15 protein-coding genes are annotated in these 12285 nt (G+C 55.8%); 4 read left to right on the top strand and 11 right to left on the bottom strand.

The window, feature by feature from the left end:
• Positions 1–10: 10 nt before the first annotated feature.
• The 3 genes from NG653_RS03905 to NG653_RS03895 are packed head-to-tail and all read right to left on the bottom strand — an operon-like array spanning position 11 to position 3576.
• On the bottom strand, positions 11–511 hold the full coding sequence (locus NG653_RS03905) for a hypothetical protein (RefSeq protein WP_252740359.1): 501 nt from the start codon (positions 509–511) through the stop codon (positions 11–13).
• A gap of 15 nt (positions 512–526) precedes the next feature.
• Positions 527–2401 carry an ABC-F family ATP-binding cassette domain-containing protein gene (locus tag NG653_RS03900; RefSeq protein ID WP_252740358.1) on the bottom strand — a complete coding sequence of 625 codons (1875 nt, stop codon included), beginning with the start codon at positions 2399–2401 and terminating at the stop codon, positions 527–529.
• Positions 2398–3576, bottom strand: coding sequence for an Lnb N-terminal periplasmic domain-containing protein (locus tag NG653_RS03895; protein ID WP_252740357.1), 1179 nt, complete (start codon positions 3574–3576; stop codon positions 2398–2400). The genes NG653_RS03900 and NG653_RS03895 overlap by 4 nt, the downstream gene beginning before the upstream one ends.
• Positions 3577–3723: 147 nt before the next feature.
• Here NG653_RS03895 and NG653_RS03890 point away from each other — a divergent pair, with 147 nt between their 5' ends.
• Entirely contained in the window at positions 3724–4482 is a 759-nt protein-coding gene (locus NG653_RS03890) for a CDP-alcohol phosphatidyltransferase family protein (protein WP_252740356.1), read from the top strand.
• Here the strand turns inward: NG653_RS03890 and lptB are convergent.
• From lptB to NG653_RS03870, 4 genes are read right to left on the bottom strand one after another with little or no spacing between them, the layout of a single operon-like run.
• The gene (gene lptB / locus NG653_RS03885; RefSeq protein ID WP_252740355.1) at positions 4479–5219 is read right to left on the bottom strand and encodes an LPS export ABC transporter ATP-binding protein; all 741 of its coding nucleotides are present in this window, start codon (positions 5217–5219) and stop codon (positions 4479–4481) included. The two genes, NG653_RS03890 and lptB, sit on opposite strands and share 4 nt — an antisense overlap.
• A gap of 57 nt (positions 5220–5276) precedes the next feature.
• Entirely contained in the window at positions 5277–5624 is a 348-nt protein-coding gene (locus tag NG653_RS03880) for a carboxymuconolactone decarboxylase family protein (RefSeq protein WP_252740354.1), read from the bottom strand.
• Positions 5605–6447 carry a twin-arginine translocase subunit TatC gene (gene tatC, locus NG653_RS03875; protein ID WP_252740353.1) on the bottom strand — a complete coding sequence of 281 codons (843 nt, stop codon included), beginning with the start codon at positions 6445–6447 and terminating at the stop codon, positions 5605–5607. Before tatC ends, NG653_RS03880 begins: the two co-directional genes overlap by 20 nt.
• Positions 6447–7412, bottom strand: a complete 966-nt coding sequence (locus NG653_RS03870) for a KpsF/GutQ family sugar-phosphate isomerase (RefSeq protein ID WP_252740352.1) — start codon at positions 7410–7412, stop codon at positions 6447–6449. Before NG653_RS03870 ends, tatC begins: the two co-directional genes overlap by 1 nt.
• Before the next feature lie 235 nt (positions 7413–7647).
• On the opposite strand from NG653_RS03870, the gene recQ reads away from it, so the two are divergent.
• Positions 7648–9849 carry a DNA helicase RecQ gene (gene recQ, locus NG653_RS03865; protein WP_252740351.1) on the top strand — a complete coding sequence of 734 codons (2202 nt, stop codon included), beginning with the start codon at positions 7648–7650 and terminating at the stop codon, positions 9847–9849.
• Positions 9850–9910: 61 nt separating this feature from the next.
• On the opposite strand, the gene NG653_RS03860 is transcribed toward recQ, so the two are convergent.
• Genes NG653_RS03860 through NG653_RS03850 form a run of 3 tightly spaced genes read right to left on the bottom strand, consistent with a single transcriptional unit; the run spans position 9911 to position 10880 of the window.
• The gene (locus NG653_RS03860; protein WP_252740350.1) at positions 9911–10213 is read right to left on the bottom strand and encodes a CCC motif membrane protein; all 303 of its coding nucleotides are present in this window, start codon (positions 10211–10213) and stop codon (positions 9911–9913) included.
• A 58-nt stretch (positions 10214–10271) separates the two neighbouring features.
• The gene (locus NG653_RS03855) at positions 10272–10604 is read right to left on the bottom strand and encodes a CCC motif membrane protein (protein ID WP_252740349.1); all 333 of its coding nucleotides are present in this window, start codon (positions 10602–10604) and stop codon (positions 10272–10274) included.
• Positions 10605–10616: 12 nt separating this feature from the next.
• Positions 10617–10880, bottom strand: a complete 264-nt coding sequence (locus NG653_RS03850; RefSeq protein WP_252740348.1) for a DUF2752 domain-containing protein — start codon at positions 10878–10880, stop codon at positions 10617–10619.
• A 92-nt stretch (positions 10881–10972) separates the two neighbouring features.
• Here NG653_RS03850 and NG653_RS03845 point away from each other — a divergent pair, with 92 nt between their 5' ends.
• Positions 10973–11173 (top strand): hypothetical protein, encoded by a 201-nt coding sequence (locus NG653_RS03845; protein ID WP_252740347.1) that lies wholly within the window; start codon positions 10973–10975, stop codon positions 11171–11173.
• Positions 11160–11708 (top strand): Smr/MutS family protein, encoded by a 549-nt coding sequence (locus tag NG653_RS03840; RefSeq protein ID WP_252740346.1) that lies wholly within the window; start codon positions 11160–11162, stop codon positions 11706–11708. Before NG653_RS03845 ends, NG653_RS03840 begins: the two co-directional genes overlap by 14 nt.
• On the opposite strand, the gene NG653_RS03835 is transcribed toward NG653_RS03840, so the two are convergent.
• Complete coding sequence (locus tag NG653_RS03835) at positions 11705–12211, bottom strand: hypothetical protein (protein WP_252740345.1); 507 nt, start codon at positions 12209–12211, stop codon at positions 11705–11707. The genes NG653_RS03840 and NG653_RS03835 overlap by 4 nt on opposite strands.
• Positions 12212–12285: the final 74 nt, after the last annotated feature.

Below are 12285 nucleotides of genomic sequence, written 5' to 3'. Positions count from 1 at the left end.
AATTAGGCCATTAATTCCGGATTCTAAAATGTTGCCGGGCCTGCTGGCGGCGGAAAAAAAGGAGGCCGCAGTCGTAGGTTTCCAAAACTACGTTCACCTGGGGCAGGCGGGTAGCCTCCAACCATTTTTTATGGGAACCCCCGTGCATGCGGAGCTTCCCAACAAAAACCACGCTGTCGTTATGCCACTGGCCTGCTCTCCCCAGGGCTTCGGCCAGCCCCTGCTCTGGGGACTCAAAAATAAACAGGTCAAAAGGGGCCTGACCCCGGGAGAGGCCCGGCCTCTGCTTTTCCAGCCACGAGGCCAGGGGGTGGTCCGGGGGGGCGGCCCCGATACAAACGGGCCCAAAATGGTCGGCAGCAGCCAGCAGCAGGCGTTGGTCAGGGGGGAATTGCCTCAGGTCCCTGCTGTAAAGTCCCTCGTCCAGGAAGCGGTAGACGAAGGGGGAATGTATCCCGTGACGGGATTTCGCCCGCAGCCAGAACAACCATCGATGCAGCAAGGTCTCCAAATCGCAGCGCGTTTTTTACCTCTCCTCAATGGCGGAGAGTTCGAACCAGCGTTCGGTTTTCTCTTCCAGGAGCCCCACAACCCCGGAAAGCTCCCTGGAAAGTTCGTTCAGTTCCTCCCCGGGCAATTCGGGGTTTATAAACAGTTCCTCCAACTCGGCCTTCCTCCCTTCGAGGCGGGCGATGTCGGCTTCGAGTTCCTTCAGTTCGCGCTGTTGGGTGTAACTCAGCTTCCCTCTCCGCCCCTCCGGGGCCGCCCCTTTTTTCTCCGCGGGGGTTGGCTGTGCGGTTGCCGCACCTGAACGGGTTTCTTTGTGCAGCAGGTGGGTGCGGTACTCCGAATAATTCCCGGGGAAGTCGGTAATATGGCCTTCCCCGTCAAAAATAAAGAGGTGGTCTGTAATTTTATCCATAAAATACCGGTCGTGGGAGACGATCAGCACGGTACCCGGGTAATCGAGCAGGAAGTTTTCCAGTACATTCAGGGTGAGGATGTCCAGGTCATTGGTGGGCTCGTCGAGGATCAGGAAATTGGGGTTCCCGATCAGCACGGTGCAAAGGAAAAGCCGCTTCTTTTCACCCCCGCTCAGCTTATCGACATAATCGTATTGCTGCTTGCGGTCAAAGAGGAACCGCTCCAGCAGTTGCTGGGCACTGAGCTGCCGTCCTTTTTTAAGGGGGATGTATTCGCCGAAATCCCGGATAATGTCAATCACCTTCCGTCCGGGCTCCGGGGGCAGCCCGGCCTGGGTGTAGTAGCCGATACTCAGGGTTTCCCCGTGCACCACCTTCCCGGTATCGGGCTGCAGGTTCCCGCATACCAGTTCCAAAAAGGTCGATTTCCCGCTGCCGTTCCTCCCGACCAGCCCAATGCGTTCGCCCCGCTTGAAGTGATAGCTGAAATCCCTGAACAGGACGCGGTCCCCAAATGCCTTGGAAACGCGGTGCAGTTCCACCACCTTGGTCCCCAGACGCTCCATGTTGATCTCCAGCTCCACCTGGTGCTCCTGGCGGCGCTGGAAGGCCTGCTTCTTAAGGGCTTCGAAGTCGTCTATCCGGGCTTTGGATTTGGTCGTCCTCGCCTTCGGCTGGCGCCGCATCCACTCCAGCTCTTTCCGGTATAACCCCTGCGTCTTCTGCTGGGTAACCTCCTGCAGGGCTTCCCGGGCCTCCTTTTCACGGAGGTAATAGGCGTAGTTTCCCTTGTACGTATGCAATTCCCCCTGGTCGAGCTCCAGGATCTGGTTGCACACCCTGTCCAGGAAATACCGGTCGTGGGTGACCATAAAGAGGGTTTGGATGTGCTGTTTGAAGTATTCCTCGAGCCATTCGATCATCTCCAGGTCGAGGTGGTTGGTGGGCTCGTCCAGGATCAGCAGTTCCGGGGGGTCGATCAGGATATGCGCCAGGGCCAGCCTGCGACGCTGCCCTCCGGAAAGCGTCCCGACCCCGGCGTCCGGCTGGTGGAGGTCCAGTTTTGAGAGGATCTGGTTGAAGCGTGTTTCCAGGTCCCAGGCCCCGGCCCGTTCCATGGCTTCAAAGGCCCGCTGGTACCCTTTCTGGTCTTCCGGGTTGGCCAGGGCTTTCTCATACCGGGCAATAATCTGTACGGTTTCGTTGTCGGAGGCAAAAAGGGTGTCGGCGACTGTAAGGTTGGGGTCGAGCGCTGGTTCCTGCTCCAAATACCCGATTCTAAGGCCCTTCCTGCAGGTTACCTGCCCCTGGTCAGGCGGGTGTTTTCCGGCCAGGATGTCCATAAGGGTGGTTTTTCCGGTGCCATTGCGGGCGACCAGGGCTATTTTCTGCCCCTCGTTAATGCCAAAGGAGAGTCCTGAGAACAGCAGGCGTTCCCCATAGGACCGGGACAGGTTTTCAGCGCTGAGCAGGTTCACGGATGATTTTTGAAGTAGGCGTAAAGGTAGGCATACCGCAGCAAAAGGGCTGCCCAAACCGGCAGGAGGTGGGGTGAAAAGGACTGTATCTGTCCCAGCCAGAGGAGCAGGCCTGCTATGATTAGCACCGCCAGGGCCAGAAGGTAGGCGGCGATCCAGGCGGGCTGCTTGCGGGCAAAGCCCAAAGGGAAGGCCAGGATTAAGTTCATCGGAACGGCCCAAAGCAGGTTGGCATTCCACTGGGTCGCCTGGTGGTCGGTGAAAAACCAGAGGAAAGCGATGAGTACCCCGCTGGCCCCGGTAAGGAAGAACAGGAGGAAATCAAGGACGCGGCTTCTCGCCTGGTTGCGGTAATCGATCCAGGTAATGGTTCCGGTGGCCAGGAGCAGGAGGAGCATCCAGAACAGGGGGGTTGCCGTGAAATAGGAAGGCAGGGGGGGCAAAGTGAGGTCCAGGATGGTACGTTCCTTTTTAACCAGGGGCGTATTGCCCATGGCGGCGTGCTGCATTTGCAGTTCCACATATTCCGGCAAAAAGGAAAATTCCGGCCCACGGGCCTCCCGGTCGATTACGGAGCCCAGGGCCAGGTCTATGCCCAGGGCCGACCAGCTGTTCCAGTACAGGTTTTTATGGATCAGTTCCCTGAAGGTAAGGGATTCCTGCAAATGCCCGTACGAATACTCCAGGGCCGGATTCAGGACCCTGGCGAGGATTTCGGGAATCTTGGTGGCGCAGTTTTCAAAGAGGAAATCGTACCGGTAAAAGCGGTTTTCGGGCCGGTGGTTTTCTTCGAGGAAGTCGAAGAGGGCCGTGGCCTCGCTGGCATCCAGGTCCAGGAGTTGTTCCCTTACCCAGCGGTTTTCGTACTGGTAGGTATAGAGGAAGTCTTCAAATCGCTGCTTGCTCAGGGCGTAAGGCAACCTGCCCCGGGCGAATTTTGCATAGAAGTTGGGGGTATTGAAGTCAAAGGTACCATAGTTGTAGACCCAGTCGATCCCTTTTTGGGGATCCCTGAGCCGGAAGGCACTGTGGCCGAAGGTGGCATAGAGGTCCCTGCCCGGGCCGCAGGTAACCACGCTGAACTGTGCCTGTGGGCTGAGTGCCCCGGACTGGGCCGGGGAAGGGGAGGCGGCAAACAGGCATGCCAGCCAAAGCAGAAGGGTGTGTTTGATCATTGCGGGCTTGAGGCGGGAATTGGGTTTCCCCTCACAAATATCCGACTATTTTAAGAATGTACAACCCGGGGCCCGGCCTCGCCCGGCCTGTTTTTGGACCCTGTTATGTTTGGGATTTGTGCTATTTTTACGAAAACCGACCCGGCCATGAAACATCTACCCAACGCCATCACCCTTTTGAATATCCTCTTTGGTTCCATCGCCGCGGTTTTTGCGGTGCTCCACCGCATGGAATGGGCGGCCCTGTTTTTTGCCCTTGGGGTAACCTGTGATTTTGCGGACGGGTTGGTGGCCCGAAAACTGGGGGTGCAGTCCGAACTCGGCATCCAGCTCGATTCCCTTGCCGATATGATCACCAGTGGCCTGGTCCCCGGCCTGGTCATGTGCCAGTTGCTGGGCATGTCGCAGAGCGGTGGCTGGAATTCCGGGAATTTTTTCGCTGAGGCCCTCAGCCGAGACGGTTGGGCATCAGCCTGGTTTCCGTTCCTGGGCCTCTTGATTACCCTTGCCTCCGGGCTCCGGCTGGCGCGGTTTAACATAGACGAAAACCAGGTGAGTTCCTTTACCGGGTTGCCCACCCCTGCCAATGCGTTGCTGGTGCTTTCCCTTCCCCTGATCCTGATGTATAACGGCAGCGATTTTACCAATGCCCTCATCCTTAATCCATGGGTCCTGGTGGCCCTGACCCTGCTCAGCGCGTACCTTTTGAATGCCCCGATAGCGCTGTTCGCCCTGAAATTCGACAATTACTCCTTCAAAGACAATGGCCTGAAGTATATTTTCCTGGTGGTGAGCCTGGTACTGCTGCTTACCCTTCAATTCCTGGCCGTGCCCCTGATCATCTTGTTCTATGTGGGAACTTCCCTGTTTGGAAAGAAAACGGACCCGCCCGCTGCGGGCCTTTAAAAGGAAAGTTTTTTCTTCCGCAGCTCGAAATTCTGCCCCAGGTATACCTTCCTGACCATCTCATCCGCTGCGAGGTCTTCCGGCACCCCTGACTTCAGGATGCCACCTTCGAACATCAGGTACGACCGTTCGGTTATCGCAAGGGTCTCCTGCACATTGTGGTCTGTGATCAGGATCCCGATATTCCGTTCTTTCAACTGGGCGACGATCCGCTGGATATCTTCTACGGCAACAGGGTCAACCCCGGCAAAGGGCTCGTCCAGGAGGATGAATTTGGGGTCGGTTGCCAGCGCCCGGGCTATTTCGGTGCGGCGGCGCTCCCCCCCTGACAGGAGGTCCCCGCGGTTTTTGCGGATATGGCCAATGCCGAACTCCTCCAGCAGGCTTTCCAGGCGCAGGTGCTGTTCTTTTTTGCTCAGGGAGGTCAGCTGCAATACGCTGAGGATGTTTTTCTCCACGCTCAGCTTCCGGAATACCGAAGCCTCCTGGGCGAGGTATCCGATCCCGTGTTGGGCGCGCTTATACATGGGGAACTGGGTGATTTCGGTATCGTCGAGGAAGATCTGCCCCCCGTTGGGCCTGATCAGCCCCACGATCATGTAGAAAGAAGTTGTTTTTCCGGCCCCATTCGGCCCCAAAAGGCCGACGATTTCCCCCTGGTTGACTTCAAGGGAAATCCCCCGGACCACCTGGCGGCCCCGGTACGATTTCATGATATTCTCGGCGCTCAGCTTCATAGGCAGGCCCCAAAACTAAGGCTTTTAGGGCTTGGTCGAAAAGGAATTGGGGATTTTTTAACCCTGCCCTTCAAGGGCCTCCCAGAATTCATAGGCCCGCCTCAGGTGGGGGATTACAATGGTGCCGCCCACCAGGGTGGCTATCCCCAGGGTTTCCATGACTTCTTCTTTGGTGGCGCCCTGTTCATGCAGGGTTTGCAGGTGATAGCGGATGCAGTCGTCGCAGCGGAGGACCGCGGAGGCTACCAGCCCCAGGAGCTCCTTGGTTTTTACATCCAGGGACCCCGGCAGGTAGGCGTTGGTGTCGAGGTTGAAAATCCGCTTGATGAGCTTGCTGTCGGAGCCCAGCAGCTTTTCGTTCATCCGTTCGCGGTAGGCGTTGAAGTCATCGACGGGATTCGGCATTGGTCTTGGCTTTTTTGGCGTCCCGTTTCAGGACGATTCCGGAAATATAGATACTAACCTGATACAGCACCAGGACGGGGATGGAGACAATGATCTGGCTGGCCACGTCCGGGGGGGTGATCACGGCAGAGACGATCAGCACGATCACCAGTGCAATCTTTCGATACTTCTTGAGGAACTCCGGCGTCACCAGGCCCACCCGGGTAAGGAAGTAGATGATGATGGGCAGTTCGAACATCAGACCGCACGCAATTACCGAAGCCCTTACCGTGGAGATGAAGGAGGCAATATCGATCTCGTTAGACACTTCTTTGCTGACCTGGTAGGTCCCCAGGAAATTGATCGAAAGGGGGGCTACTACATAGTAGCCGAACAGTACCCCCATGAAAAACAGCAGGGAAGCGACCAGGATGAAGCCCCTGGAGTTTTTCCGTTCGTTTTCATAGAGCCCCGGGCTGATGAACTTCCACATTTCGTAGAGCACGTAAGGAAACCCCACGATGAAACCCGCCCAGATGGAGGTCCAAATGTGGGCGGAAAATTGCCCGGCCATGGTCCGGTTCTGGATGGTAAAAGGCAGCTCATCGGCGCAAAAGGCCGAATTCAGCCCCAGGCGGGTGGCGATGTCGCAAAAGAGGCGGTAGGTGGGAAAACTCATCTTCTTGGGCCCGAAAATGACGGTGTCGAAGATAAAATCCTTCATCAGGAAGGCGGCAATGCCGATGATCACAATTGCCACGGTGGACCGGATCAGGTGCCAGCGGAGCTCTTCCAAATGGTCCAGGAAGGACATTTCATTTGGGTCCTTTCTCACTTTAGCCATTAGAGTATTCCTTCCTTTAAGAGGTTATGTAGGTGGACCACCCCCCGGTACTTTGTCCCCTCCACGGCAAGGAGTTGGGAGATGTCGTTGTCCTGCATGGTTTTCAGCGCTTTTACGGCCAGGACGTCGGTGCCGATGGTTTTCGGGTTGGAGGTCATGACATCCCGGGCCCGGAGACCGCTGATATTGTCGTATTTATTCAGCATCCGCCTGATGTCCCCATCGGTGATGATGCCCACAATGGTTTCACCGTCAAGCACTGCGGTAACCCCCAGCATTTTTTCGGAGATCTCCACGATGGCGTGTTTTACGGGGGTATCCGGGCTTACCTGCGGGATCAGGTTTTGTGAGGTAATGTCCCCGACCCTCAGGTAGAGTTTTTTGCCCAGGGTGCCCCCCGGGTGGTACCGGGCAAAATCGCGGCTGCTGAACCCCCTGAGTTCCAGCAGGCAAATGGCCAGGGCATCCCCGACCACCATCTGGGCCGTGGTACTGGTGGTCGGGGCCAGGTTGTTCGGGCAGGCCTCCTTTTCCACGTAGGTGTTGAGCACGTAATCGGCTTTCTGGGCCAGGAAGGAGTCGGTATTCCCGGTCATGCCGATCAGGGTGTTGGCACCCTGTTTGATCAGGGGCACCAGCATTTTTATTTCAGGGGTATTCCCGCTTTTGGAGATGCAGATCACCACATCGTTCTTTTGGATGGTGCCAAGGTCGCCATGGATGGCGTCTGCGGCGTGCATGAAAATAGCCGGGGTACCCGTGGAATTGAGGGTGGCCACGATCTTCGAGGCAATGATGGCGCTCTTTCCGATACCGCTGACCACCACCCTGCCTTCCGACTTCAGGATACACTGCACGGCAAGGGCGAAATCCTCGTCCAGCAGGCTGCCCAGATAGCTGATCGCCCGGGCTTCCGAAGCAATGGTTTTCCGGGCCAGATCGAGTATAGCTTTACTGTCCTTCAAGGTTTTGCATTAAATTTTCAACGGGTGGCAGATTCCTTAAATTCCCCTTAAAATTAGGCGGCAATCTAAAAGAATGTGCTATCTTTAATACAACAAAATTAATCAATCTAATTCGAAAGAATTCCAAACTGCACCCTTTTCGCGCCCGGGCATGAAATTTCTTCCGAAAGTCCCCTGGCTGGCGTGTTGAATATTTTTCCCGGAAAAGGAAATTTTCCATAAATGGTTCTGAAGAATGATAATGAATGAACTTGATTTAAAGGCTTCCCTAAAAAAATATTTTGGTTTTTCTCAATTCAAGGGCCTTCAGGAGGATGTGATCAACACCATCATGGAGGGTCGAAACGCTTTTGTCATTATGCCCACCGGGGGAGGGAAATCCCTTTGCTACCAGTTGCCCGCCCTGATCAAGGAGGGGACGGCCATTGTGGTTTCTCCCCTGATCGCCCTGATGAAAAACCAGGTGGATGCCCTCAGGGGGGTTTCGGACCACGAAGGGGTGGCCCACGTGCTGAACAGTTCCCTGACCAAAAGCGAAATCCGGAAGGTCAAGAAGGATATTACCACCGGGGTGACCAAGCTTCTGTACGTGGCCCCGGAATCGCTCACCAAAGAGGAATATGTGGATTTCCTGCAGGGGGTCACCCTCTCTTTCGTGGCGATAGACGAGGCCCACTGCATCTCTGAGTGGGGTCACGATTTTCGTCCGGAATACCGCAACCTGCGGGCGATCATCAATCGCCTCGGGGAGGGGATCCCCCTGATTGCCCTGACGGCCACCGCGACCCCCAAGGTGCAGGAAGACATCCTCAAGAACCTTGGCATCCCCGATGCCGAGGTCTTCAAAGCCTCCTTTAACCGCCCGAACCTCTTCTATGAAGTGCGCCCCAAAACCCGGAACGTGGATGGGGACATTATCCGTTTTGTCAAAAAAAATGCGGGGAAATCGGGGATTATCTATTGCCTAAGCCGCAAGCGGGTAGAAGAACTGGCCCAGGTGCTACAGGTGAACGGGATTTCCGCCGTGCCCTATCACGCCGGCTTTGATGCAAAAACACGCGCCAGGTACCAGGATATGTTCCTGATGGAAGAAGTGGATGTGGTGGTGGCCACCATTGCCTTCGGCATGGGTATCGACAAGCCCGATGTGCGCTACGTGATCCACCACGACATCCCCAAGAGCATCGAAAGCTATTACCAGGAAACCGGCAGGGCCGGAAGGGATGGGGGGGAAGGCCACTGCCTCGCCTTCTATGCGTATAAGGACGTGGAGAAACTGGAAAAATTCATGTCGGGCAAACCGGTGGCCGAGCAGGAGATCGGGAATGCCCTCCTTCAGGAAATCGTGGCCTATGCCGAGACCTCCATGTCGCGAAGGAAATTCATCCTACATTATTTTGGGGAGGAGTTCGACGAGGTCCATGGGGAAGGGGCCGACATGGACGACAACGCCCGGAACCCCAAGGAAAAGGAAGAAGCCCAGGAGAGCGTGGTAAAGCTTTTGCAGGTAGTACAGGGAACCAACCAGAAGTTCAAGGCGAGGGAAATCGTCAAGGTGCTTACCGGGGGCACCAATGCGCTCATTGCCTCCCATAAAACCGATGAGAAGCCGTTTTTTGGCATTGGGAAAGACCATGAAAAGCATTACTGGATGGCCCTGATACGGCAGGTGCTGGTGGCGGGCCTGCTCCGCAAGGAAATCGAGCAATACGGGATCCTCCACCTCACGGAAGCCGGGGAGGCTTATCTGCATTCCCCGTCTTCGTTCATGATGACCAAGGACCATGTATACCCGGAAGAGGAAGAAGGCAGGGGAACCCCCCAGGCCGGTTCCCGGGATGCCGTGGCCGACGAAACCCTGCTGAAGATGCTGAAAGACCTCCGTCGCAAGGAGGCCCAAAAACAGGATGTGCCCCCATATGTGATTTTCCAGGACCCTTCCCTGGAAGATATGGCCCTGAAATATCCGATCACCCTTGAGGAGCTAACCAATGTGCACGGGGTGGGGGAAGGGAAGGCCCGGAAGTACGGACGCCCCTTTATGGAATTGATTTCCCGCTACGTGGAGGAGAACGACATTACCCGTCCCGAAGACCTGGTGGTCCGCACCACCGGGGCCAATTCCGGCCTGAAGCTCTACATCATCCAGAATGTGGACCGCAAACTGCCCCTCGATGATATTGCGGCGGCCAAGGGGCTCCAGCTCTCTGATCTGGTCAAGGAAATGGAGCAGATCGTATTCAGCGGCACCCGGCTCGACCTCGGCTATTACATCGATGAGATCCTTGATGAGGACCAGCAGGAAGAAATCCACGAGTATTTCCTGGAAGCCGAAACCGACAATATCGAGGAGGCCCTAAAGGAATTCGATGGAGAGTATGAGGACGAGGAACTTCGCCTGTACCGGCTGAAGTTCATGAGCGAGGTGGCGAACTGATTATCAAAGGCCAACAAAAAAACCGGCAAGCGCCGGTTTTTTTGTTTGGGCCTTGCAGGACTTAGTGCAACTCTCCGCTGGTGACCAGGGCGATGATGACCCCGAAGTACAGGATAACCACCACCAACATGATCAGGGAAAGGGCCAGGCCGATGTACGAGAGTACCCGGGAAGTCCTGACATTTTCATATCCTGAATACCGGTCCGGGTCCTGCTGGTAGGTCGTTTCCGCTTTTTTGGCACTGCTGAGGCCAATGATGCTGAAGATAGCTGCAAATGGCCCGCAGCAGACCACGGCTCCCACAATGGAGAGGATTCCCATGGTCATGGCTGTACTGGCACCGGGCAGAGGTTCCTGGCTCATAGTATCTGTTTTAATTTTAGGGGGTTTACGACTTGAGGAATCCGCTCCGGGCAGGTCCTTAATTCTGGCCTCCCCATTGTTCGCTCATTTCCTGTACTTTTTCCATGTAAGCATCCCATCCGCCAATTTGGTAGATCTGGAAGACGCTCCAAAGGAAATACAACACCCCGATTACCATCCCCACAATGGCGATGATCTTTGCGGTTTTCAGCTGGCTGTAGTTCGAGTAGTTCTCTGGGTTGGCCCGGTAGGTCTTCTCATCGTTCCTGAGGATGAAAAAGGCAATAGCGGCCACCAGTGCCCCGGGTAAACCGGCAAAACAGCAGCAGAGGAAGGAAAGGATGCCCAGTACCAGGGCAAGGGTTACATTGGGTAGTTTTTGTTGTTCCATAAAGAGGGTCAATTAGTTGGCGATCTTGATTATAAAATTGGTTAGGATAGCAAAAACAGTGGTCCCCGCCAGGATGGAGGTGATAGTGCCGGCCTTTCTGACGGGTATAAACCGGTTCAGCGCGAGGAAGCCGAAAAGGGCCACCATCGGCAACAGGCCGGGATACATAAAAAAGGAATCGGCGAAATCCCCCTTTAGCAGGAGTACAATAGAACGTTGCAAGCCGCAGCCCGGGCAGTCCAGGCCGAAAACCTGCTTGCTGAAGCAAGGCAGCATATGCCTTTCAGACAGGAATATGAACATCCAGGGGTAGTGCACGCCGTTACCATTTCGGTTCGTACCACGAAAAATACTATTATTTTTGAGCAATGAAAATAAAACACGCCATTTATTTTGTGTTCGCCCTGGCCGGGGCGGCCTTCCTTTTCCTTTCCAATACCTTCAGGGTTAAGGAACTGGGCCTCGCCCTTGGGTTCAGCCTGTTGATGCTGGGCCTGTACGGTCTTTCAAGGCGGAACCTTCCGGCTGACCGGGAGCCATCCAATACCGACGGGGATGAGAGGCTTTAAAGTGGGGGATCGGGTTCAGTTGCTCGATGAACTGACCCAGGGGGTGGTCCTCAGGGTATGGCCGGGGAAAGTGCGCATCCTTACCGCAGAAGGGTTTGAACTGGAAGTGGATTCGGATGCCGTGGTCGCACAGCCCGGGGCAGGGGAGATTCCCCTCGACCAGGCTGCCCTGGCTGCGGCCCTGGCAGCGGAGCACCAGCCCACAAAAAAACCACAAAGCCCACGGCGCGGGCGCACGGTCCCACCCATGGAGGTCGATTTGCACATCGACAAGCTCCTGGATGATACCCGGGCCATGTCGGCCCACGACATTTTGGATTACCAGCTCCGCACGGCCCGGGGGCAACTTGAATTTGCCATCCGTAAGAGGCTGCAACGCCTGGTGTTTATCCACGGGGTGGGGGAAGGGGTCTTGCGGGAAGAATTGTATACCCTGATCCGCAGGTACCCGGGGTTGCGGTATCAGGATGCCGATTACCGGACTTATGGGATGGGGGCCACCGAAGTCTACATCACGCAGGAAGCCCGCCTTTAGTTGGCGGTGGTGACCAGGGTGCCGAATTCGTCCACCTCCAGGTTGGTCAGCCGTTCCCCGGAATCGTTTACAAAGGAGATGCCCTTAAGCCTTATGGTGTGTTCGAATTGGGTGGTGTCCGAAGGGTTGCGGGTGGTGAAGACCTGTACCGTCCCGTCAGCCGCCAGGATCTCTTCCACTACTGTGGGTGAAACCGGCGGGATGGGATCGCAGAAATACCCGGTGGTCGCCTGGTCAGACAACAGCCGGTAGATGAGCTGGGATTGGCCGGGCACCGCACTGGTAAGGGTATCCGAAGAGGCTTCGTTTAGCAACAGGCCCGGCTGCAACTCGAGGATGAGGGTTTCAGGCCCCTTGAGTTTGAATAGCACTTCAGTAGCCGTTGAGGGGTTGCCGCAAACCTGAATCGATTCCTGGTTGAAATCGATGGTATCGATTTCCAACACCCCGGCGGAACAGGCCCACAGGCCGGGAAGAAGCAGTAAGAAAAACCTTTTTTTCACAGGAGCAAAGGTAGGGGAAAGCCCCCGTTTCCGCCCAAACCTTTTGCCTGTTTTTAGATGATTTTCGAAGGAAA

Origin of the sequence: Robiginitalea marina, assembly GCF_024006985.1 — a bacterium.
GTDB classification, from domain to species: Bacteria; Bacteroidota; Bacteroidia; order Flavobacteriales; family Flavobacteriaceae; genus Robiginitalea; species Robiginitalea marina.
This window is presented reverse-complemented; position numbering and strand designations above follow the sequence as displayed.